The organism is Azorhizobium doebereinerae UFLA1-100 (assembly GCF_000473085.1).
GTDB lineage: Bacteria > Pseudomonadota > Alphaproteobacteria > Rhizobiales > Xanthobacteraceae > Azorhizobium > Azorhizobium doebereinerae.
This window is the reverse complement of record NZ_AXBA01000001.1, coordinates 247,736-269,950: the sequence shown is the minus strand read 5'-3', so window position 1 is coordinate 269,950 and position 22,215 is coordinate 247,736. Positions and strand designations below refer to the sequence as shown.

Sequence of the window (22,215 nt, the reverse complement as noted above, 5' to 3'; positions counted from 1 at the left end):
GCGGGCACACCGATGGCCCCGGGCGTCCGGCGGAACCGGCCGGGATCACGGCGCGGCGGGAAACAGCTGGCCGGCGGCGATGGGGCCGAGCCGTGCGGCGAGCGGCACGCGCAGCGCCGCTGCGTCCGTCGGCGGCAGGAGTTCGAAGCTCGCCCGCAGCACTTGCCGCTCGAACGGCGTGTAATAGGCCCAGCCGTTCACCACGTCCTGGATCAGCAGGTCGCCGAACGCGCCCTTGAGCGTCCCGGCCTCGGGGGAGGCCGTGACCTGCGGCCAGTGGCGCAGCACCAGCAGCGCGCGGGCCAGCGTGTGGACCGGCTCGCGCGGCGCGGTCACCTGGGCCATGCGCAGCGCGGCGAAGGCGGCGGCGCCCCGGTCGGCCGCCCCCGGATCGGCCCGCGCCAGATCGGTTTGCACCAGCTCGGCCCGCGCCAACTCCGCCCACAGGAAGGCGGCGGTCGGGTTCGACGCCAGGGCGGCGCTGATCTGCGCGGCGCGGTCAGCCCATTGCGCGGATGTCTGCGGCGGATGCAGCAGGGCGCCGCGCGCCGTGTCCAGCTCGGCTCGGCCGGTTAGGCCCATGTGCCGCCAGCCGGCGGCGGCGGCGCCCCAGGCCGCCTCGGCGGCGGCGAACGCGGGCTCGGTCGCGGGCGCGCGCATCCGGCCGGGCGGGACGGCGCTCTGCGCGACGCCCTCCATGCCGAAGGCATAAAGGGCCACGGCGCCGCAATAGATCCCCGCCGCGGCAACGCCCAGCGTGAGGACGCGCCAGGCGAGGCTAGGCATTGCGGTCCCGCTGGTAATAATCGCCATAGTGGCTGTAATAGCCGCCGCTGAGCCGGTGGTAGGAGCCGTATTTGGCCGCCGCGCTCTCGTCGATCTTGGAGATGGCCGCCCCGGCGATCTTGTGCCGGTCGCGGATGGACAGCACCGCCTCCAGCGCATGCTGGCGCGGCGTGGCGTTCCATTGCACCACGAAGACGATCTTCTCCACCAGGTTGGAGAGGATCAGCGCATCCGCCAGCGGGCCGAGTGGCGGGCTGTCCACCAGCACGAAATCGTAGCCGGCGGAGAGCTGCCGCATCAGGTTCTGCATCCGCCCGGAGGCCAGCAGGTCCTGCGGCGTCTGGGTGTCGGTGCCGGCCGGGATGATCGCGAGCCCGGTCGCCTCGTCGGTGACGACGCACTGCTCCACCGGCACGGTGCCGAGCAGCAGGTCCACCAGCCCGGCCTGCTTCTCCAGGCCGAACTGGTAGGACACGCTCTTCTTGCGCAGGTCGCAGTCCACGAGGACGGCGCGCGATCCGGACAGCGCGTAGGACAGGGCGAGGCTGGCCATGATGGTGGACTTGCCTTCGCCGGGCATGGCCGAGGTGGCCATGATGATCTTGGGCGGATGGTCCACGTCGCTCATGTGGATGCCGGTGCGCAGCGTGCGGATGGCTTCGCTGTATTGCGACAGCGGCTTGCTCGCCACTTGCAGGGCGATGGAGCGGCTGTCGTCGCGCCGGAGGCGGAAGCTGCGCCGCTTCTTTTCGCCGCCGTCCTGCGGCGGGTCGGCCTCGCGCCCCCGGGCGGACGGGACCGAGGGGATGCGCGCCAGGATCGGCAGGCCGAGGGTCTCGGTCACCTGTCCTGGCCAGGTGAAGCCGGTGTTCAGCAGCTCGATGACCACGGCGGCGCCGATGCCGATGGCGAGGCCGAGCACGGCGGCGCCGAGCAAAGCGAGCAGCTTCGGCGGATAGCTCGGCGCGCCGGGCGGGACCGCCGCCGTGATGATGCGGCTGTCGGGGGCATCGAAGGTGACATATTCCCCCGCCAGCTTGGCGCGGGACAGGAAGTTCTCGTAGAGCGTGCGGTTGGCGTCGGCGACGCGCTGGAGCTCGCGCAGCCTGACGGAGACCGTCTCGTCCACGCCCGACTGGCCGGTGAGCTGCGCGATGCTCTGCTCCAGCGCCGCCTGCTGGGCCTTGGCGACCTCATAGTCGTGCTGGATGGTGTCGAGGATGCGCTTGGTCTCCGCCGCCAGCGCGGCATTGATGTCCGCCGCCTCCGCCCGCACGTTCACCACCAGCGGATGCCGCCCGCCGTAATGCGCCACGAGGTCGGCTTCCTTGCGGGTGACTTCCGCCTGCTGCCGGCGCAGGTCGGCGATGACGTTGGAGCGGATGACGTCCGGCAGCGATGAGACGTCGTTGCCGTTGCGGCGCGCGGCCTGCACCTGATTGTAGCGGGCCGCGGCCGCCGCCGTCTCGGTGCGGGCGGCGGCGAGCTTGATGTTCAGCTCGGAGAGCTGCTGCGCCGTCACGGTGCCGGTGTTGGTGGTGAGGAGATTGTGCTCCTTGCGGAAGGCGGCGACGGCGGCATCCGAATCACGCAGCTCGTTGGCGAGCGTCGCGAGGCGGTCGCTCAGCCATTCCGAGGCCCGCTGGGCATTCTCGTAGCGCGCCTCCAACTGGTCCACCGCATAGGCCTGGGCGACCGCATTGGCGAGCCGCGCCGCCTTGACCCTATCCTTGGAGGTGACGGAAATCTCGATCACATAGGTGAGCTTCAGGCGCGCCACCTTGAGCGCGGCGCGCAGGCGGCCGATCGCCGCCAGCTGCTGCGGCGTCAGCGCGGCGGACGCCTTGGCGTCGGCGGCGGCGGGCGGGTCGGCGGGATCGGGGTGAGAGAAGGGCGCGGCGAGGGTGTCGGCGATCGCCCGCACCAGCGAGCGCGCGCCGGTGCCGCCGAACTCCGGATCGCCGGCCAGATGCTCCTTGTCCACGACCCGGCTGAGCAAGGCGGTGGATGAGATGAGGCTCAACTGGCTGTCGATGGTGGCGTTGGTCAGGACGAATTCGGCGAGCACCTTGTCGGCACCCGCGCCCTTGGTGTCGCTGGGATTGAGCAGGATCTGGGTGGTCGCGGTGTAATAGGGGGTGAGCGAGAACAGCACCAGCACGGCCAGCATCACCGTCCCGGCGGCATAGGCGAGAATGAGCTTCCAGCGCCGGGACAGGAAGCCGAGCACCTGATGGACGGCGACGACGCCTTCCTTGTGCTCTTCCTCGACGGGCGCCTGGACGATTTGCTTCAGCATTGCCTTGGTGTGTCCTTGCTGTCCTCTCCGCCCACCGCGGCCCACCGCTCCGGCGTCATCCCGCCACCGATTGGGTCTGCGACCAGGATTGCGCGACGCCCATGCCGAGCACGGCCGCGAACGTCACCGCGACCGCCTGCATCTGGATGCTGAAGTCCACCAGGGCGTGGCCGCCCACCAGCACGCTCACGGCCACGGCGAGCAGGGGAAACTCCGCGTTTCTGCGCCGCTTCAGGAACCCTCGGATGCAGCGGGACACTAACAGGAGTTGCGCGCCGATCGCGATGAGAAAAACCGGCAGGCCCACGCCCTGGGCCAGTTCCGCATAGGTGTTGTGGGCCTTGTCGATGACGAAGCGCCCGGCCACGCCGGCATCGCGATAGATGCGGAACACCTCCTCGAACGTGCCGTAGCCGAAGCCGGTCCACGGCTGGTCCGAAAGGGTGGTGGCGGTGAGGCGGACGATGGCGAGCCGCAGGGGATCGACCAGCCCCGCGCCGGTCACGCGCCGGGTGAGGGCATCGTCGAAATGGGCGGCCACCACCGCCAGGACGGGCAAGGCGAGGGCGATCAGCACCGCCGCGCGCAGGCGGGCGCCGCGCTTGAGGAACTGCGCCGCGAGGAACACGCACAGGCCGATCATGGCGGCGGCGAAACCGCCGCGCGAGGCCGCCAGCATGAGCGCGGCCACGTTGGCGACGACCGCAAGCGACACCAGCAGCGGCAGCCCCGCCCCGCGCAGGAGGAAGGCGGAGAGGAGGCCGCGCCAGCCACCGGCGCCTGTTTCCCCCACCCGGGCCAGATGGGCCGACAAGGCGGCGATTCCCGTCAGGGCGCCCATGCCGGCATAGGTGGCGTAGCTGTTCCGGTTGATGAAGGTGGAGGTGGCATAGCCGACGTAATCCACCTTCTCGAACCACAGCAGGGTGTGGGGAAACCACAGCAGGGCGACGATGCCGTAGAGGGCATAGGCGCCGGAGATGAGCGCCAGCGCATTCAGCAGCCGGCGGGCGCGCGGGGCGCTGCGGCAGAGCTGGAGGGCGAGCCAGAAGGCGATCAGCGCCGGCAGCAGCCGCAGCACCGCGAGCAGCGTGCCGTCGGGATCGACCGACAGGGCCGCGGCCACCGGCCGGCCCAGGGCGTCGGCGGCGGCGGGCCAGAGCGCGGGCGCCCAGGCGGTGGGAACGGGCGCCAGGGCCTGGATGAGCGCAAACGCCACCAGCGTGCCCATGCCGGCGATGGACAGCGCGATCCGGCGCGGCGCGACCGGATAGGGCAGCCGGCGCACCGCCAGCCCGATCTCGTGGGCGGCGAGCAGCAGCGAGAAAAGGAGCGCGTTGAGCCCCCACGCCACCGGCCGGTTGCCGCCGAACCAGAACGGCACCCAGGCCAGCAGGACGACGAGCGCCGCGAACAGCGCGTCGTCCATCGCCGGTCGGCGCGCGCGCGCCGTCGGCGCCGCATGCCCGGCGGGCGATGCCTGCGCGCGGGGGGGCTGCGCGCGCGGGGGCTGGAGCGTGCCGGCCGTCCGCCTCATGGGCGGGAAACCATCATGGGCACGATCATGGGCGCGGATCACAGCGCATTGCGCGGCACCACCACTTCCCGCACCGTCCGCAGCAGGATCCACAGGTCCAGCATGAACGACCAGCTGGCGATGTATTGCAGGTCGTACTGGATGCGCGCTTCCATCTGCGACAGGTGCCGCGTGGCGCCGCGCAGGCCGTGGATCTGCGCCCAGCCGGTGATGCCGGGCTTCACGTGGTGGCGGAAGGCATAGTCGGCGACCAGCTGGGTGTAGTGGTCGTTATGGGCCACCGCATGAGGACGCGGCCCCACCAGCGACATGTCGCCGGCCAGCACGTTGATGAGCTGCGGCAGCTCATCCAGGCTCGACGTGCGCAGGACGCGCCCGAGGCGGGTGACGCGCTGGTCGCCCTGCTGGACCTGGAGGACGACGGGGCCGTCCTCCGCGCAGGTCATGGTGCGGAACTTGAGGATGTGGAACACCACCCCGTCGAAGCCGCTGCGCCGCTGGCGGAACAGCACGGGGCCGGGGCTGTCCAGCTTGATGCAGGCGGCGATGGCGACCATCAGCGGGGTCAGCAGCACGAGGATGGTCCCGGCCACCGTCACGTCCAGCGCGCGCTTGGCCAGCCGGTCGCCGAGGGTCAGCGGCTCGCGCTGCAACTCGATGGCGGGCGAGAAGCCCAGTTCCACCACCCGCCGCTCATAGAGGCCGGCCACCATGGCGTCGGGCAGCAGCTTCACCGGCAGCGGCAGCACCCGCACCGCCTCGCGCACCCGCGCCAGCCGCTCGCCCTGGCTCCAGGGCATGGCCAGGATGACCTCGTCCGCCCGCTGGCCGCGCGCGGCGGCGACGGCGCGGGCGGCGATGGTCAGGTCGTCCCCTTCCATGTCGGCGAGGATGAAGGGGCCGATGGGCTCCATGCCGTGCGCGCGCAAAAGGCTCCCGCCGGGGAGCCCGCGCAATTCCCCGGCGGTGCCGATGACGACGGCGCGGCGGAGGCGGACGATGCCGCGCGCCATCAGGACGCGGATCACCCGGGCGCGCGCCAGCGCCACCAGCGGCAGCCCCAGGCCGGCGAACAGCCCGAACAGGATGGTGGTGCCGCGGGAGAAATCGGCGCCGCGCTTGAACAGGAACAGGATGAGCGCCAGGAACAGGATGGACAGGCCCCAGCGCAGCAGGATGTCGAACACGCGCGGCCGGCGGGCGACGAGGGCGTGGAATTCGTAGCGCCCGCTCGACCACATCAGCAGGCAGAAGATGCCGGCGCCGAGGGCGCCGCTGCGCAGATAGGCGCCCGCCTCCACCGAGGGCGGATCGAGATAGGCCGCCGCCGCCAGCCGGGCGGCGAGGAAGATGACGGCGCAGTCCAGGACAACGGCGGCGGCGCAGACCGCCAGGCGGCGGACGGAAACGGCGGAACGGCCGGTCGCCGGCCCGGCATCGGCCTCGTCGTTCCGGCTGTCAGGTTCGCTGTCGCGCGCAACCTTGAGGGACATGGCGTGAGACCATCTTCACAGGTAGTCGTCCCGATCAAAAGTACCGTTCGGGAACGCGGATCAAATCACCGGGATAGATGAGCACCGTGGGGCTGAGGGGGTAGCGCTTGAAGTCCCCCCGGCCGCCGCGCTGGATGAGAACATCGCTCTGGCTTGCGCGGTAGGTCGGGCCACCGGCCACGGCCATGGCGCTCATCACATTCAAGTTGCTGGAATAATTATACTGCCCCGGCTTCTCGACCTCGCCCAGGATGAAGTAGGGCCGGAAGCTTGCCACCTCCACGGTGATCTTCGGATTGGTGAGATAGTCCCCCTTGAGCTTGCCCGCGAGGACGCGCTCGAACTCGATCTTGGTGGCCCCCGCCGCCTTCACCGTGCCGGCGAGGGGCAAGGAGACGTAGCCGTCGTCGTCGATCTGGTAGGTGCCCGACAGGGACGCCTCGTTGAACACCGTGACGCGGATGCTGTCGCCGGGGGCGAGCCGCAGTTCGGAGGCGGGGATCGTCGCCTCGTCCGGCCGCGCCGCCGCGATAGTGTCCATTCCGTTGCCCGCGCAGCCCGCCAGGACAAGGACCAGCGCCAGCGCGGCCAGCGCCCGAAGGGGCCGCCGGAGCGCGCGGTTCTCGATCATGCCCGTGACGGAGCGATCAACGTGGTTTTTCGGTCCAGCAGGCAATCTCGCTACTCAAATTCTGGCATGAAAAATCGCCGGGAACGGGACGCGTCGGGCGCTTCGCTCGCATCCAGTCGCTCGCATTCCAGGCGGCACGGGAGGGGCCGTGTCCGCTGCATCGCCGTGAGCCCGGGCCGGCCATGGCACGGCGGCCCCGCAGGCCGGTCAGCCGTTCGGGCTGACGGAGGCGCTGCCGCCGCCGGACGGGGCGGAGCCCGCCTGGAGGCCGGAACTGAGATTGCTCAGGAACGAGGCCGCCGTGGACTGGCTGCCGCTTTCCGTATTCTGGCTGAGCGCGGCCGGGGTGGAGGACAGGACGGCCACCGTGAGCGGGCTCGCGGGCTGGGCCGCCACGGCGGCGGCGATCTCGGACGCGAAGTCGGGATTGGCGATCACGAAGGCGGCGACCTGTTGCGACAGGGCTTCGGCGATGGCCGTCTTCTGGGCATCGGAGGTGCCCGGCGCATTGTAGCGGGCGGCAGCGGCGGCGAACATCGCCGACACCTGCGCCCGCGCCGCGGACGCGGTCTGGACCCGGGCCGTTGCGGCCTGCTGGGCAATGGCAGCCGCCGGCAGGGTGGCCGTGCACAGAACCCCCAAGAGCGCCAAGCAAACCTTCAGCCGCATCTCAGTTCCTCTCGTCCGCGCCCCGGTTGTCGAACTTCCGTGCCCCACCTCGCACGCACTTCGCAAATCAGCATGGACTCTCGGAATACTGGCCCGCGTGGGCGCGTTTGGCAAGCGACGGGCAGCGATCTTTGCACGCAATAGTTGAAGTGCGCGGGCGGGCATCCCGTCTTCATGTGTAGCGCGTGCGCGCCGAAGCAAGTTTCAGAACAGCTATCAACAATAATATTAAATCCGGGTTTAAATATCCGGAATGGACTAAAAAATATGTCATTCCGGAGCGCAATCATCCGGAGACGCGTGTATGTCGCCATTTTGGAGTGTAAAATACACTGCCGTCGTGGCGATCGTACCGTTTATTGCTGGATTCATCGATCTTCCGCCAGAGCAATATGATCGCGCACCTGATGTCCAGGTGAACATCACCACCATGCCGTACATGAAGATCGACCGTGTCTGCCGCTGGCCGATGCAGTCGGCGGAAGGCGAGGGGGGACGCATCGAGGGATGTGCCCGCTTCCTCGGCAAGGTCTGCTACGTGGTCGTGCCGTCCGTGGACGGCGTCCTGGTCACCAAGGCCACCCAGCAACGCCTGCTGCGCCATGAGCTGGCGCACTGCAACGGATGGCCGGCCGACCATCCCGGCGCGCGGCGCTGAACCTGTCGCATATGGCTTGAGGAAGACCCGGCCGGCCGGGCCGGCAGCGGCCCGCGCTCAGGCCTCGATCCGGCTCTCGTCCTGCTTCTGCACGATCGCGGGCGTCGCCGGCGCGGTCTCGCGGGCATGCCTCAGCAGCGCGAGGGCGAGCGCCGCCACGTTCGCGCCGACGAAGGCGCCGGCCATGAAATACGCCACATTCACCCAATCCACCGTGCCGTTCCCTTTCTCGTCCGCTCCGGGTGCCGGGACCCGCAACGTGCCGGAGGTCGCTGTTGCGAGGCTGACATCGGCACCCGCTCGCGGTGCCACCCAGACATGGCGTTATCATGATACGGCGCATCCGGCATTGTGAATTTTCATTCATATGGTCGGGGCGAGGCAGGGCGCGCGATTGCGGCTTGCGCCGATGCGGCGAAAGGGAAATATGGGGCCGCCCGTCGTGCCGCGTATGACCTCCGCCGGATGAGACGGACGCCCATTGTTCTTGATGTTCCCAGATGAAATTTTCCATCGTCACGATCTCGTTCAATCAAGCCCAGTTCCTGGAGCAGGCGATCCGGTCCGTGCTCTCCCAGGAGGGGGTGGATTTCGAATATATCGTGGTGGATCCGGGCTCGACCGACGGCAGCCGGGAGATCATCGAGAAATACCGATCCCGCCTCGCAGCGGTGATCTATGAGCGCGATTCCGGCCCGGCCGACGGATTGAACCGGGGTTTCGCGCGCGCCGGCGGCGACTGGTTCGGCTACCTCAATTCCGATGACTATTACCTGCCGGGTGGGCTCGCAGCGGCGGCGCGGGCGATCGCCCGCCATCCGCGCGCCGGCGCGGTGGTCGGCAACGGCGTGCTGGTGGACGAGGCGGGCGGGCGCCTCCGGGCCTCGCTGTCGCAGCGCCATTCGCTGGCCCGCGCGGCCTATGGCGCCGCCTTCGCGCTCCAGCAGGCGACCTTCTACCGGGCCGAGGCGTTCCGCGCCGTGGGCGGCTTCAACCTCGCCAATCGCACCTGCTGGGACGGCGAGATCCTGGTGGATCTGGCGCTGGCAGGCCACGCCGTCGCGCGCTTCGGGGCCGATGTGGGGGCCTTCCGGCTGCACGGGGCCTCCATCACCGGCTCCGGCCGCATGGCCGCGCTCTACGCGCAGAACAGCGCCCGGCTGTTCCGCAAGATCAAGGGGCGGGCACCGGGCCCGCTGGAGGAAGCGGTGCTGATGCCGCTCAGCCGCAAGCTCTGGCATCTGGCGGACCCCTGGCGCTCGCTGCGCCTGCTGAAGGACCGTTCCGAGCGCCGCCGATCGCGGCGGTGAGGGGCCGTGGCGGGCCCGGCACGGAACCCGCGCAAGCCGTGACCACCAGGGGAGCCCACATGCGTATCGCGATCCTCTGGACCGGCTGGTCGGGCTACATGGATGCCTGCGCCCGGGCGCTCCAGGCCTTCACCGGATGCGAGCTCGACATCGTGTGCTTCGCGGGCGCCGCCGACGCGCCGTTCCGGGCCGAGCGGTTCTTCCGCTATCCCTGCCGCGTGCTGGCGCTGGACGCGCTGCGCGCCGGCCTGCCGGAAACCCGCTACGATTTGGCGATCATCTGCGGCTGGCACGTGCCCGCCTATCGCGAGATCGCCGCCGCGCTGGCCGGGCGCACGCCGCGCGTCCTGTGCATGGACAACCAGTGGCGCGGCACGGCGCGGCAATATCTCGGCATCGCCGCCTTCCGGGCCCGGTGGCATCGCCTGTTCGACCATGCCTTCGTGCCCGGCCCGCGGCAGGCGGCGTTCGCCGTCCGCCTGGGGTTTCCCGTCACCCGCGTCATCGAGGGGCATCTGTCGGCCGACACCGCCGCCTTCACCCCGCAGGCCGAGGAGACCACCCGCGCGCGGACCATGCTGTTCGCCGGCCGCCTCGCGCCGGAAAAGGGGCTGGATACGCTGGCGCAGGCCTGGCGCGGCTTCTGCGGGGATCGCCGCCACGAATCCTGGCGGCTGAAGCTGTGCGGTGCCGGGGCAGAGGAGACTTTGGTGCGGGCCCTGCCGCAGGCGGAACTGTCCGGCTTCGTCCAGCCCGCCGACCTGCCGGGCGTGATGCGGACTTGCGCGGCGCTGGTGTTGCCGAGCCGGCGCGAGCCGTGGGGCATCGTCGTGCATGAAGCCGCCGCCGCCGGCCTGCCGCTGATCCTCACCGACCGTTGCGGCGCCGCCGACACCTTCCTGCGCGACGGGCTGAACGGCTACCGCGTCCCGGCGGAGGCGCCGGACGCATTGCAGGCGGCGCTGGAGCGCTTCGCCGCCCTGGAGCCGGAGGATCGGCGCGCGATGGCGGCGCGCAGCGTGGACCTGTCCCGCCAGCGTTCGCCGCTCACCTGGGCGGCGGCGGTCACCCGCGCGCTGGCCTGAGGCCAGCGGCGGCGGGCCGTCAGAACTGCCCGCGCGCGGAGATGCGGGTGACGTTCTGCGTATAGCTGTCGGTGGGGATGTTCGAATCCACGTTGGTGTAAGTATAGCTGAGGTTGATGCCCCAGTTGTTGAGCATCATGTAGGTCACGCCCACCGTCGCGCCATATTGGTCGTCCACGCGCGGCTGCCCCACATAGTCCGAATGCGTGTAGGTCAGGCCGGCGTTGGAGGACCATTGCCGGTTGATGGTGTAGGTCCCGGTCAGGCCGACGGCGGTGTTCTTGGTCACGTAGGAATCGTAGAAGCCCACATTGTCGGCGCTGAAGGCCAAAGACGGCGTGGAGACGGCGATGGTCTGGTCGGCGGTCAGCTTGAAGGTGAGGTCGCGGGTGGGGAACCAGGACACCGCGCCGCCGACGACGGGCGAATCCACCGTGCCCAGCGACGCGCTGCCGAAATCCTGCGACTGGTAGCCTGCGAAGATCTCGCCCCGGAACAGGCTGATGCGGTCGGTGCCGAGGCCGCCGACGAGCCGGTAGCCGGTGGAGTCGAACAGGCTGTTGGTATATTGCCACCAGTTCAGGCGCGGCTCCACGAACACGTAGATCACCGGCGACAGATTGTAGCCGATGCGGCCGGTGGCGGTGTAGATCAGGCCGTCCGGCGAGGTCAGGTTGTAGACTTGGCCCGAGGCGGCGGAGGGATCCGCATAGGTGGTATAGGTGACGCTGCCGCCGATGTCGGCGAACATCTGGCCGAAGTCCTTGTGCAGCCCGGTCGAGCCGAAGAACTGGTTCATGCCCTCCGGGCTGGCGACAGGGCCGGACGTGCCGGTCGTGCCCGGCGCGCCGCCGGGATAATAGACGTCGCGATAATAATCGAACTGCGCCCGCCAGGTCAGGTCGCGCTGGATCTCCCACACGTTCACCAGCCCGGCGCGGCCCGTCACGGTGTCGGCATTGGAATTCGAATCGTAGAAATCCGCGTTCAAGCCGCCGTAGAGGGTGGTCTTGAACAGGCCGGTGTTGCGCTCGGCCAGGAGCGAGGGCGCGACGCCGAAGCCCCACGATCCCACGCGATTGGTGTTGGTGCCGTAGAGATTGTCGTTATAGACCGCGCCCACGTTGGCGACGCCGTGCACCAGCCAGTCGCCGATCTGGAAGCTGTAGTCCCGCTCGTTCGGCTTTGGCGGCCCGGAGCGGGGCTTGGGCGCCTCGCCGAACGTCCCCCAGTCATTGGCGAAGACCGTGGTGCTCGGCGCATCGACGGAGACCACCTCGGCCAAGGCGGAGACGGTGGCCAGGCACGGCAATGGCAGGACCAGCGCGGCGGCCAGTCGCGCGCCGCGCCGGAAACGCCGGCGTCGCACCTCCAAAATGCCCGGCATCAAACGCCGCTCCGCCAGATGGTCGCAACCTTCGCGCGCAATTGAGGTATTGTCATACAAATCCGCTATTCTAGGCCTAATGCCCCGCGGGGATGGCAGGCAATGGCTTGCCATGCCGCACCCCCAAAAACTCCCCAACTGTGTCATATGCGTCACAGTCCATATGGCGCGTGCGCGGCCTCCGCGCCGTGGTGCCGCAGTCCGGCTAGGCGGCCCCGCGCGCGGCTTGGCTGAGGTCGTGCTGGAACCAGTGGTAGGCGTCGCGGATGCCGTCATCGAGGCCGATGCGCGGGCCCCAGCCGAGGGCGCGGATCTTGTCGGCCGCCATCAGCTTGCGGGGCGTGCCGTCCGGCTTGGACAGGTCGTTGACGATCCGGCCCTTGAAGCCGACCACGGCGCAGACCCGTTCCGTCAGTTCGAGGATGGTGACGTCCTCGCCCGAGCCCACGTTGACGTGGCCGAAGTCGGAATAGTGCTGCATCAGGTGAATGCAGGCCTCCGCGCAATCGTCCACGTGGAGGAATTCCCGGCGCGGCGTTCCCGTGCCCCAGATGACGATTTCCGCCGCGCCGGCGAGCTTGGCCTCGTGCGCCTTGCGCAGCAGCGCGGGCAGCACGTGCCCGGCGGCGAGGTCGAAATTATCGCCCCGGCCATAGAGATTGGTCGGCATGGCGGCGATGAAGTCGCAGCCATACTGGCGGCGGTAGGCCTCGGTCAGCTTCAGGCCGGCGATCTTGGCGATGGCATACCATTGATTCGTCGGCTCCAACTCTCCGGTGAGCAGGGCGGCCTCGGGAATCGGCTGCGGCGCGAACTTCGGATAGATGCAGGAGGAGCCCAGATAGAGCAGCTTCGAAACGCCGGCCTCGTAGGCGGCGTGCACCACGTTCGCGGCGATCATCATGTTGTTGTAGAGGAAATGCGCCGGGAAGCTGTCGTTGGCCAGGATGCCGCCCACGGTGGCGGCGGCCAGGATGACGGCATCGGGCCGGTTGGCGAGCACGAAGGCCCGCGTGGCGGCCTGGTCGCGCAGGTCCAGCTCGGCATGGGAGGCGGTCAGGACGGTGCAGGCCTCGCGTTCCAGCCGCCGGACCAGCGCGCTGCCCACCATTCCCCGGTGGCCCGCGACCCAGATGCGTTTATCGCGTAAAGCGAACATGGGGGGCTTCCTTATTATGTGCTCATTATGGCCATCAGCTCTCGGGGCCCCTCACCACGCCCGAGTCCGGCAATAAGCTGGAGACTATATACCGATAAATTTCCGTTTCTGATCGCGGGATTTGAAGATGAACAAGTTGTCAGGTTGCAGTTGCTGCGCTTTCGCCCGCCGGTGAAGACCGATGTTCGCCATGTGAACTGCACGCATGGAAAATGACGCGGCGCGGCCCCTGGGATGGTCGGCCGCGTGGATGGATTTGAGGGTCTGACGTGCTCGGGTCACTTTCGCGAACCTTGTCGCATATCCTGAAGCACCCCTTCAACAGGGGGCGGGAGGGGGAGGCCCTGCTGCGCTACCTGCGCTGGCAGTTCGCGAGCCGGCTCGCGACCGGCCCGATCCTAGTCGATTTCGTCGCCCCCATGAAGCTGTGCGTGACGCCCGGCATGACCGGGGCGACCCTCAACATCTACACCGGGCTGGCCGAGTTCGACGACATGGCCTTCGTCCTCCACGCCCTGCGGCCGGGCGACGCATTCCTGGACGTGGGCGCCAATGTGGGCGCCTACAGCCTGCTGGCGGCCGCCGCCGGCGCACGGGTGATCGCCGTCGAGCCGGCGCCTGCCGCGTGCCGGTGGCTGGCGCTCAACGTGCGGGTGAACGATCTCGGCGCGCGGGTGGAGATCGTCCCGGCGGCGCTCGGCCGCGCGGCCGGGAGCGTGCGCTTCACCGCCGGGCAGGACACGCTCAACCATGTGGCGGAGGCCGGCGAAACGGCGGACGCCGTCACCGTGCCGGTGGAGCGGCTGGACGATGTGGCGGCACGCGGCGGCGACGTGCCCCGCATCATCAAGATCGACGTGGAGGGCTACGAGACCGAGGTCCTGGCCGGCGCGGACCGGACGCTGGCATCGCCGGACCTGCTGGCGGTCATCCTGGAGCTGAACGGCAGCGGCGCACGCTACGGCTTCGACGATGCCGCGCTCGGCGCGCGCATGTCGGGCCTCGGCTTCCGGCCCTGCCGTTATGACGCGGCCGCCCGCGTGCTGTCGCCCCTGGACCAGCCCAATGCCGCGCAGAACACGCTGTTCGTCCGCGACAGGGCCGAGGTGGAGCGGCGGCTGGCGCGCGCGCCGCGCTTCCGCGTCCAGGGACGCGAGGTCTGAGGCGGTCGGGGGCCGGCTCTTACGGCCGCAGGCGGTGGCCGGTCAGGCGCTCCAGCGCGGCGAGGCGGCTCGCCGCGTCCGGGCAGGCGCGCAGCACGCGGTCGAATTCCTCGATCTTGGCGCCCACCAGGAAGCGGTACCAGAAGCCCTGGAGCAGGTGGTAGATCAGCCCCTCGCGGCCATCCAGAAAGCCCAGTTGCAGCACGTAGCGGAACAGGAAATAGGCCGAGGGGCCGCACCACAGCGGCAGGCGGTAATAGACCTTCTCCTTCATCCAGCGGCGGAACCGCGCCTGGCCGGAACTGGTCTGCGTCGCCACCCCGGCATCCACCGGCAGCAGGGCGTGCCGCCGGACGAGGACGTCGATGGCCTCGCGGGTGGCATAGTGGTTGTGCTTGGCGGTGAAGAAGGTGAGGTCGTTGAGGTTGCAGTCGGCAAAGCCGCCCTGGAAGGTGACGAGGCCGCCGCCCCGGACCACCACGTGCTCGTCCATCCAGCGGTTCTCCAGCCGCCCCTGGCCGTGGCGCCAGAGGCGCAGCAGCACCAGCGGGTAGCGCCCGCCGTGGCGCAGCCAGCGCCCCATGAAGATGTGCTTGCGCTTGAGGTTCACGCCCGCCACCTCGGGGCCGAGGGTGGGCAGCCTGGCGCGGATCTCCGCCGCGAGGTCCGGCGCGATGATCTCGTCCGCGTCGAGCCGCATCACCCAGGGGGTGCGGATGTCCGCATGGTCGAGCGCCCATTGGAACTGGTCGGCATAATTGACGAAGGCGTGCGCCAGCACGCGCGCGCCGTTCTGCTCGGCGAGGGCGACGGTGGCGTCGGTGGAGAGGGAATCCACCACCACGATGTCGGCGGCGATCTCCCGCGCCGCCTTAAGGCAGCGGGCGATGTGCCGCTCCTCGTTGAAGGTCAGGATGATGATCGTCAGCATCAGGAGAGCGGCTTGCGGGTCACGGCCACCATCGACTTGGCGAGGAATGGAACGCGGCCGACGCGGTGGTAGGTCACCTCGGGAAATCCGCTTTCGCGCAGCAGCGCCGCCAGCGTGCGGCGCGACCAGAACTTGATGTGGCCATGGTCCCAGAGCGCGGTGAAATGGGCGTCCATCCGGCCGCTTGCCGCCAGCGCGAGGTTCTTGAGATAGCTGTGGTAGGGCGTGCTCAGCACCGTGAGGCCGCCGGGCTTCAGCAGGTCGAAGATCACCCTGGCGTAGCGCCGCGGATCGTAGAGATGCTCGACCACTTCCAGGCTGACCACCACGTCGAACACGCCATAGGTGGCGGCGAGGTCGTCATAGGCCGAGCCCTGGTGGATGGCGAGGTGGGGATAGGCGCGGTTGGCCTGGGCGATCCCCTCTTGTGAGGGGTCGATGCCGACCACGTCATAGCCGCGCGCGGCCAGCACCTGGGTCACCGCGCCGTTGCCGCAGCCCACGTCGATCAGCCGGCGTCCGGCGTCCTGGTGTCCAGTGTCCTGGCGCTCGAACTCGTCGAGGATGCGGGCGAGGCAGGGCAGGAGATAGGCATGGGCGCCGGACGGCTCGGCCGAGGCATAGCGGTAGCCCGCAATGGACGGGATGTCCTGCATCACTCCGGCGCCTCCCCGCGTCCATCCTGCCGCATCCGCATGCGGATGTAACGGGCGGGGTTGCCGGCATAGACGTGCCAGGGCTCAAGGTCCTTCACCGTGACCGCGTTGGCGCCGAGCACCGCGCCTTCGCCCACCACCACCCCGGGGCCGACGAAGGCGCCGGCGGCAATCCAGGCCTCGGCGCCGATGGTGATGGGGCGGGCGATGAGCTGGAAGTCGGGATCGTCGATGTCGTGCGACCCCGCGCACAGGTGGGCGCCCTGCGAGACCAGAGCGTAGGGGCCGAGCGTTACCTGCGCCATGCAATAGCAGTCCACGTCCGGCGCGAGGCAGGCATGGGCCGCCATGGCGAGGTGCGGCGGGTACCAGATGCGGGCCGTGGGATAGACCTTCGCGGTGGCGTCGAGGCGGGCGCCGAACGCGCGCAGCAGCAGGCGGCGCCAGCCGTGCATCTGCGGCGGCGTCCAGCGCGCCAGCAGCGCCCAGGCGAGCGCGAAGGCGGCCCGCGCCAGGCGGCTGCGCAGCGGGAAGCTGGGGCCGCCGTCGCGGGGCCGCGTGCGTCGCGCCTCCAGCGGGCGGCCCATCAGGCGGCCTCGCGGATCAGGCGGTCGATGGTCGCGCAGGCCTGCCGGATGTCGAACCGCTCCAGGAAGCACGTCCGCGCCCGCCCGCCCATGGCGTCCCGCTCGTCGGCGGGAAGGGCGAGGAAGCGTTCCAGCAGGCGGCGGGTGCCGGGGCCGTCGTCGGTGTCCACCAGCCCCGACCGGCTCGCGTCCACCTCGCGCCAGATGTTCACCTTGTCGCTCACCAGCACCGGGCGCCCGGCCGCCATCGCCTCGGCGACGACGATGCCGAAATTCTCCTGGTGCGAGGGCAGCACGAAGGCGGCGGCGCCGCGGAACGCGCCCCATTTCGCCGCGCCCGCGAGCATGCCGGGCCAGTGGACGCGATCGCCGATGCCGAGCGCCTCGGCCTGGGCCCGCAACTGCGCGCCCCAGCCCACCTGGTCCGGCCCGGCCATGACCAGATCGAGGCCGGGATGGTCGGCCGCGATCGCGCCGAACGCCGCGATCAGCAGGTCGCAGCCCTTCTTCGGATGGATGCGGCTGAGATAGAGCAGGTACGGTCGCGCGCCGAGCGCCGGCAGGCCGGCGCGGAACGCCGCCGCCTGCCCGTCCGCCCCGCTTGGTATGTCCCCGGTGCCGTATCCGGCCACGATGCCGGGGACCGCATAGGGCCAGAAGGCGTTTTGGGCCCGGTCCATCTCGTCCTGGGTGGTGAAGCACACCGCCGTGGCGCGGTTCAGCAGCGGGCCTTCGCAGAACAGCCAGAATACCTGCTTGAGCATGGATTTCAGCGGATGGGCCTGCTTGAACCACGGGTCGAGCATGCCGTGCGTGTAGACCACGTAGCGGGCATCCCCGCCGGCCAGCGCCCGCCGGGCGCCCAGGGTGGCGTAGTTCCACAGGCCGTTGATGACGATGAGGTCGTAGTCCCGGGCGTGGCGGCGCAGCCAGGGCACGAAATCCGGCGCATAGCCGTAATGCACCCAGGGCAGGCGGCGCGCCCAGCGGCTCGCCGGGCGCCTGCGGCCGAGCGGGAACAGCCGCACCTCGGCCGACGGCGAGGGCGTGCCCGGCGGGTCGAGGCTCAGGATATGGGTGTGCACCGGCCCGGCGTCGCCCGGCGCGGCGCGTGCCAGGCTGGCGCGATGGCGGGCCTGTTGCAGCAGCCCCTCGATCGGACCGCCGCCTCTCGGGTCGATCGAGGCGATCACGTGCAAGATCTGCATGTCTGCGACTTTATGTTCCCGCAACGCCCTGGGAGATCGAGATTTAGCAATGGCGCACTCTTGGGGGCCGAGCCGGATGGGGTCAAGCGGCTTTGTGCCGCCGCTTCCGCGACGCGGCCTTTGCGGTCCCGGCCGCTCACCGGCTATGGAGGCGGGGCGGCGGCCCGGTTCCGCCGGCACCGGGGGGCGCGGCGCCCCGCCGTCGCAGATGCGGTGCTCGTGGTGATGCAGACGTTCTTCCACCGCCTTCTCGTCCGCCCCGGCCCGGCGGAGCCGCCGTCCCGCGTGCCGGACGGACAGGTGATCTATGCCATCGGCGACCTGCACGGCCGCGCCGACCTGCTCGACCGGGCGGCGGCGGCGATCGGCGCGGACGCGGCGCGCACGCCGCGTCTGGCGCCGCTCACCGTCTTCCTCGGGGATTATGTGGACCGCGGCCCGGGGTCGGCGGCGATCGTTGAGCGGCTGGCCTCGGGGGCGTTCCCGACCCCCATCGTGGCGCTCAAGGGCAACCATGAGGCGGTGCTGCTGGCGGCCCTGGAGGATGACGCCACGCTGGTGCGCTGGTGCGGCTTCGGCGGGCTGGAGACGCTGTTCTCCTATGGCTGCGACGTCCGCCCGGTGCAACTGGGCCGGGACCTCGCCGCCACCCGCGCCGCCTTCGCCGCCGCCCTGCCGGAGGCCCACCGCGCCTGGATGGCGGGCTTGCCGCTGCATTTCACGGCCGGCGACTATTTCTTCTGCCACGCGGGCATCCGGCCGGGCGTGCCGCTGCACGCTCAGGCGGAGCAGGACCTGCTGTGGATCCGCGACGACTTCCTCACCTCCCAGGCGCGGCATGAGCGGGTCATCGTGCACGGCCATACGCCGGTGATGGCGGCGGACCTCCAGCCGTACCGGATCAATATCGACACCGGCGCCTTCGGCACGGGCCGGCTCACCTGCCTGCGCCTGGAGGGGGCGGACCGGCGGGTGATGGCCCTCACCATGGGCGGGCGGGCACCGCAGGCGCGGTGAGGCGGGCGGCGGGCGCTCCCGGCCGCCACCAGATGGCGATCATCATCAGATAGAGGCTGGCGGGCGTGACGATGCGCCGTTCAAGGCCGAAGGGAGAGAAGAAGATGTCCCACGCCAGCGACGCGCCGATGAAGACGATGAAGCCGGTCAGGGGCGTGGGCGTCCGCAGGGCGGCATAGAGGCCGCGCAGCGTGATCCACAGCGCCCAGAGCCAGAACAGGGCGCCGCACACGCCGCTCTCCACCCAGGCGCCGAACAGGTGGGAGTGGGACGGGATGAGGTCGCTGGACAGGAGGTCGCCCTGGATCTCCACCCCGGCCATCTCCAGCCGCGCCTTCAGCAGTAGCACATAGGAGATGTCGCGCGCCCACGAGCCGTGGCCGAGGACGGGCGAATCCATGATCGCCTGTGTCGAGGCGAGCGATTCCTGCCGCCCGCCCAGCAGCAGGCCCAGCTCGCCGCTGTTCTGGAGCTCGTATTTCTCCCGCGCCTGGTCGCCGAGATAGCCGGCCTCGGCGGCATAGCCATAGACCGCGACGAGGCTTGGGCCGAGCACGAGGAAAGTCGCGGCGATGACGCCGATGGCGGTGCGCGACAGGCCGCGCTTCCGGCCGGCGGTCATCATCGTTGCGGTGGCGGCGACGGCGGAGATGCCGAACAGGTTGCGGGCGTTGAGCAGCAGATTGACCAGCGCGGCGACGGCGGGCAGCCCCATCCCGAACAGGCGGGTGAACGGGCTGGTGAGGAGGCCGGCGGACATCAGCAGGCAGCAGATGGTCCAGAACTGGCCGTAGCCGAATTTCCAGCTGGTGCCGAACACATCGGCGCCGAGGCCGCCGTTCTCGTCCGATATGCCCGCCGCCAGCCGGATGACGGACGCCAGGTAGAGGCAGAAGAGGAACGCCGTGGCGCGGCGGAAGTCCTTGCCCACGACGGTGGCCATGAACAGGAAGTTGATGCCGACGAAGGCGATCTTCGACCAGCCGCGCATCACGTCGTCCGTGGGCGTGCCGCGATAGAGGTCGGAGACCACGGCGCCGCCCATCCACAGCGCCAGCATGACGAAGAACTGCACCTCGGGCGGCGACAGCCGGACGCGCGGCAGCCGCCACAGGCAGTAGGGCAGGCAGGCGAGGGTGAGCAGCTCCGCCCCGGTGAGGCGTCCGACCAGCGGGATGTCGAAGATGAGCGCGAGCGCTGTGAGGCAGAGGAATGGCACGGCCGGTTCAGCTCAATGCGCGCGCGAACAGGTCCAGATGGCGGCGGGCGACCACCTCGGGACGATAGCAGGCATGATAGCGCGCCAAAGCGGCGCTCGCCATCCGCAGCCGCGCGGGGCGATCGGCCATCAGGCGCAGCAGGGCGGCCGACACCGCCCCGGCGTCGGCGCCGACGGGGCAGCCGGCGGCGCCCTCCGCCAGGATCTCGCGCTGCACCTCGCCATCGGGGCCGATCACGGCGCAGCCCTGGGCCATGGCCTCGATCAGGGTGAAGCCGAAGGATTCGAACCGGCTGGGCATCAGGAAGACGTGGCTCGCCGCCATCAGCGCCTGCACCTCGCGCGGCGTGGCGGACGGGATGTGGCGGAGCGTCAGGCCGCCGGGCGCCGCCGGCCGCTCGGGCGAGACCACGGACAGATCGATACGCCGGCGTTCGGCCACGGGCAGGGCGGCGATGGCCTCCAGCACCAGGTCGAGCCCCTTGCGGCGGGCCGCGCGGCCGACGAACGAGACCGCGAGGCGGGCGTCCTCGCCGTGCTTGGCGCGCAGCGCGTCGTCGGTGATCGGCGTGATGTGCGGCAGGAAGAACGGGCAGGGCACGAAGCGCGCGGCCAGATGCGGGAAGCGCGCCGCATGCCGCGCCGCCTCGGCCTGGGTCGGCACCTGCACGCGCGCGGCGCGGGCATAGAGCGGCTCCTGGCCGGCATATTGCGCCTCCACCTCCTGCGGGGAGACGCCCGCCGCGCCCTGCATCTGCGGATCGAGCACGGCATAGTGCCAGACCACCGGCTGCGGCAGGCCGAGCGGAAAGCGCCGGTGCGACAGCACGAGGTCGGCGCCCCTGGCCGCCGCCGCGACCGGGGCGCCGGAGCGGGCATAGTCCGCGCTATCGGCCGGGCGCGCCGGCGCGAGGCGCCGGCCGAGGTAATGGAGGGATTCCTGCGCGGCGTCGGCGAGGCTCGCCCCGTAGATCATGCGGACCGGCACATGCTCCTCCAGCCGCGCGAGGCCGTTCATGTAGCGCCAGTCGGTGTTGCGCGGGCGGATGAACCAGCGCGGCGTGTCCACGAACACGCGGATCGGCGCGCCGCCGCGCCGGGCGCTCACGGCCGGCCCCCCAGCCGGCGCTGGAACAGCGCGATGCGCACGAGATAGACCGCGCAGACGCTCAGCACCATGGCGCTCTCCGACACGTTCGCCAGCAGCAGCGCCTTGAGCGTGAACAGGACGGGGATGACCGCGAGTTGGATCGCCACCTGATAGGCGATGGCATTGCTGGCGTTGAGCGCCATGCTCTGGATCGTCGCCACCGAGGTCAGCACCGCGAACAGCCCCATGGCGGCGGCGAGCGGCGTATCGGGCGCATAGGCGAGGCCCGACCACAGGGTGATGATCGCCGCGTGATAGCGCACGAAGACCACGGCGAGGACGAGGGCGCCGAGCGCGGCCGCGCCCACCGCCAGCCGGTAGAGCCGGCGGGCGTTGGCGTTGCCGCCGCCCGCCAGCATCTCGCGCAGCGCCGGCCACAGCGGGAAGGCGCCGATGGACACCAGCGCGGCGATATAGCCGAACAGCCGCGCCATCAGGTCATAGGCATAGACCGCGTCATGGCCCCGGATGGCGCCGACCAGCAGGTTATCGACGCCGGTTTCCGCGAAGATGCCGAGCTGGAGCACGGTGAAGGCGAGCCCGCGCCGCAGGTCCGCCGGCAGCGCCCGGATCTCCAGATCGGCGCGGGCGGGCCTGAGGTCGGGCCGCTGGCGCAGGAAGACCACCGCCGTCATCAGCCAGTTGACGGCGATCGGCGCGCCGAGGAGGGCGGTGAGATAGAGGTCGAGCCCGGCATCGAAAAAGCGGCAGGCGCCGACCGCCGCCACCGCCGCCACCTTGCCGGCGGCGATCCACAGATTGGCCTCGAAGTTGCGGTTGAGGGCGAACAGGATGCGGGTGGCGAGCGCCGAGGGGATGCCCATTGCGGTGACGATGAGCGCCAGCGTCAGCGCCCGCCCGGTGGCGCCGAAGGGCAGGCCGGGCAGGCCGCCGCCCAGCAGCAGGAGCAGGCCGAGGGCGGCCAGCCCGCAGGCGATGCCGCACAGGAACACCCAGGTGCGGGTGATGGCCGCGCGGGCGCCGCCCGCGCTGGAGCCGGCGATCTGGTTCACCACCGCGAGGCCGAGGCCGAGGTCGGAATAGGCGAACACCGCCGTCGCCGACAGCGCCATGGCGAAGATGCCGTAGGCCTCGCTGCCGAGGCCGCCCACGGTCAAGGGCACCAGCACCAGCGAGGTGGCGAGGTTGACCGAGCGGGCGAAGAAACCGCCGACGATGTTCAACAACAGCCTGCGGTACATCCCCGGACCCTTGTCATGCGCGCGGCACTCATGCGCGGCGGCCCGTGGGAGCAGCCGTCACGGGCGTG

General features: G+C 70.3%; 21 protein-coding genes. 5 read left to right on the top strand and 16 right to left on the bottom strand.

Going from position 1 to position 22,215, the window contains the following annotated elements:
* Positions 1 to 45: 45 nt before the first annotated feature.
* From YU1_RS0101070 to YU1_RS0101045, 6 genes are all read right to left on the bottom strand, one after another.
* A complete protein-coding gene (locus YU1_RS0101070) occupies positions 46 to 786 on the bottom strand; it encodes a hypothetical protein (RefSeq protein ID WP_029002499.1) in 741 nt (246 codons plus the stop codon).
* Complete coding sequence (locus YU1_RS27295; RefSeq protein ID WP_051356337.1) at positions 779 to 3,085, bottom strand: polysaccharide biosynthesis tyrosine autokinase; 2,307 nt, start codon at positions 3,083 to 3,085, stop codon at positions 779 to 781. The genes YU1_RS0101070 and YU1_RS27295 overlap by 8 nt, the downstream gene beginning before the upstream one ends.
* Before the next feature lie 55 nt (positions 3,086 to 3,140).
* Complete coding sequence (locus tag YU1_RS0101060; protein WP_029002498.1) at positions 3,141 to 4,514, bottom strand: O-antigen ligase family protein; 1,374 nt, start codon at positions 4,512 to 4,514, stop codon at positions 3,141 to 3,143.
* A 146-nt stretch (positions 4,515 to 4,660) separates the two neighbouring features.
* Positions 4,661 to 6,115 (bottom strand): undecaprenyl-phosphate glucose phosphotransferase, encoded by a 1,455-nt coding sequence (locus YU1_RS0101055; RefSeq protein WP_029002497.1) that lies wholly within the window; start codon positions 6,113 to 6,115, stop codon positions 4,661 to 4,663.
* Positions 6,116 to 6,149: 34 nt separating this feature from the next.
* Positions 6,150 to 6,746: a polysaccharide biosynthesis/export family protein gene (locus YU1_RS0101050; protein WP_035713146.1), complete on the bottom strand. Its 597-nt coding sequence runs from the start codon at positions 6,744 to 6,746 to the stop codon at positions 6,150 to 6,152.
* Positions 6,747 to 6,953: 207 nt separating this feature from the next.
* Complete coding sequence (locus YU1_RS0101045) at positions 6,954 to 7,283, bottom strand: hypothetical protein (protein WP_156921892.1); 330 nt, start codon at positions 7,281 to 7,283, stop codon at positions 6,954 to 6,956.
* A gap of 547 nt (positions 7,284 to 7,830) precedes the next feature.
* On the opposite strand from YU1_RS0101045, the gene YU1_RS0101040 reads away from it, so the two are divergent.
* On the top strand, positions 7,831 to 8,073 hold the full coding sequence (locus YU1_RS0101040; RefSeq protein WP_029002494.1) for a hypothetical protein: 243 nt from the start codon (positions 7,831 to 7,833) through the stop codon (positions 8,071 to 8,073).
* Positions 8,074 to 8,130: 57 nt separating this feature from the next.
* Here the strand turns inward: YU1_RS0101040 and YU1_RS33255 are convergent, their stop codons facing one another.
* Complete coding sequence (locus tag YU1_RS33255) at positions 8,131 to 8,286, bottom strand: hypothetical protein (RefSeq protein WP_156921891.1); 156 nt, start codon at positions 8,284 to 8,286, stop codon at positions 8,131 to 8,133.
* A gap of 287 nt (positions 8,287 to 8,573) precedes the next feature.
* On the opposite strand from YU1_RS33255, the gene YU1_RS27290 reads away from it, so the two are divergent.
* Together YU1_RS27290 and YU1_RS27285 are read left to right on the top strand one after the other, a co-directional pair.
* Positions 8,574 to 9,383, top strand: coding sequence for a glycosyltransferase family 2 protein (locus YU1_RS27290; RefSeq protein ID WP_029002493.1), 810 nt, complete (start codon positions 8,574 to 8,576; stop codon positions 9,381 to 9,383).
* A 59-nt stretch (positions 9,384 to 9,442) separates the two neighbouring features.
* A complete protein-coding gene (locus YU1_RS27285; protein WP_051356336.1) occupies positions 9,443 to 10,468 on the top strand; it encodes a glycosyltransferase family 4 protein in 1,026 nt (341 codons plus the stop codon).
* A 19-nt stretch (positions 10,469 to 10,487) separates the two neighbouring features.
* On the opposite strand, the gene YU1_RS0101020 is transcribed toward YU1_RS27285, so the two are convergent.
* Together YU1_RS0101020 and fcl are read right to left on the bottom strand one after the other, a co-directional pair.
* The gene (locus tag YU1_RS0101020; protein ID WP_029002492.1) at positions 10,488 to 11,855 is read right to left on the bottom strand and encodes an outer membrane beta-barrel protein; all 1,368 of its coding nucleotides are present in this window, start codon (positions 11,853 to 11,855) and stop codon (positions 10,488 to 10,490) included.
* Between the two features lie 205 nt (positions 11,856 to 12,060).
* Positions 12,061 to 13,014 (bottom strand): GDP-L-fucose synthase, encoded by a 954-nt coding sequence (gene fcl, locus YU1_RS0101015; RefSeq protein WP_029002491.1) that lies wholly within the window; start codon positions 13,012 to 13,014, stop codon positions 12,061 to 12,063.
* A gap of 269 nt (positions 13,015 to 13,283) precedes the next feature.
* Here fcl and YU1_RS0101010 point away from each other — a divergent pair, with 269 nt between their 5' ends.
* Positions 13,284 to 14,177, top strand: a complete 894-nt coding sequence (locus YU1_RS0101010; RefSeq protein WP_029002490.1) for an FkbM family methyltransferase — start codon at positions 13,284 to 13,286, stop codon at positions 14,175 to 14,177.
* A gap of 19 nt (positions 14,178 to 14,196) precedes the next feature.
* Here YU1_RS0101010 and YU1_RS0101005 read toward each other — a convergent pair whose 3' ends face one another.
* Genes YU1_RS0101005 through YU1_RS0100990 form a run of 4 tightly spaced genes read right to left on the bottom strand, consistent with a single transcriptional unit; the run spans position 14,197 to position 17,559 of the window.
* On the bottom strand, positions 14,197 to 15,108 hold the full coding sequence (locus YU1_RS0101005) for a glycosyltransferase family 2 protein (protein ID WP_035713142.1): 912 nt from the start codon (positions 15,106 to 15,108) through the stop codon (positions 14,197 to 14,199).
* On the bottom strand, positions 15,108 to 15,764 hold the full coding sequence (locus YU1_RS0101000) for a class I SAM-dependent methyltransferase (RefSeq protein WP_051356335.1): 657 nt from the start codon (positions 15,762 to 15,764) through the stop codon (positions 15,108 to 15,110). The genes YU1_RS0101005 and YU1_RS0101000 overlap by 1 nt, the downstream gene beginning before the upstream one ends.
* Entirely contained in the window at positions 15,764 to 16,351 is a 588-nt protein-coding gene (locus YU1_RS0100995; RefSeq protein ID WP_029002487.1) for an LbetaH domain-containing protein, read from the bottom strand. Before YU1_RS0100995 ends, YU1_RS0101000 begins: the two co-directional genes overlap by 1 nt.
* Positions 16,351 to 17,559: a glycosyltransferase gene (locus tag YU1_RS0100990; RefSeq protein ID WP_029002486.1), complete on the bottom strand. Its 1,209-nt coding sequence runs from the start codon at positions 17,557 to 17,559 to the stop codon at positions 16,351 to 16,353. The genes YU1_RS0100995 and YU1_RS0100990 overlap by 1 nt, the downstream gene beginning before the upstream one ends.
* A 225-nt stretch (positions 17,560 to 17,784) precedes the next feature.
* Between YU1_RS0100990 and YU1_RS0100985 the strand changes: the two genes are divergently transcribed.
* The gene (locus YU1_RS0100985) at positions 17,785 to 18,576 is read left to right on the top strand and encodes a metallophosphoesterase (RefSeq protein WP_051356375.1); all 792 of its coding nucleotides are present in this window, start codon (positions 17,785 to 17,787) and stop codon (positions 18,574 to 18,576) included.
* On the opposite strand, the gene YU1_RS0100980 is transcribed toward YU1_RS0100985, so the two are convergent.
* Genes YU1_RS0100980 through YU1_RS0100970 form a run of 3 tightly spaced genes read right to left on the bottom strand, consistent with a single transcriptional unit; the run spans position 18,542 to position 22,147 of the window.
* Positions 18,542 to 19,795, bottom strand: a complete 1,254-nt coding sequence (locus YU1_RS0100980; RefSeq protein ID WP_029002484.1) for a hypothetical protein — start codon at positions 19,793 to 19,795, stop codon at positions 18,542 to 18,544. The genes YU1_RS0100985 and YU1_RS0100980 overlap by 35 nt on opposite strands.
* A 7-nt stretch (positions 19,796 to 19,802) precedes the next feature.
* The gene (locus YU1_RS0100975; protein WP_029002483.1) at positions 19,803 to 20,903 is read right to left on the bottom strand and encodes a glycosyltransferase family 4 protein; all 1,101 of its coding nucleotides are present in this window, start codon (positions 20,901 to 20,903) and stop codon (positions 19,803 to 19,805) included.
* The gene (locus YU1_RS0100970; RefSeq protein ID WP_029002482.1) at positions 20,900 to 22,147 is read right to left on the bottom strand and encodes a lipopolysaccharide biosynthesis protein; all 1,248 of its coding nucleotides are present in this window, start codon (positions 22,145 to 22,147) and stop codon (positions 20,900 to 20,902) included. Before YU1_RS0100970 ends, YU1_RS0100975 begins: the two co-directional genes overlap by 4 nt.
* Between the last annotated feature and the right edge of the window lie 68 nt (positions 22,148 to 22,215).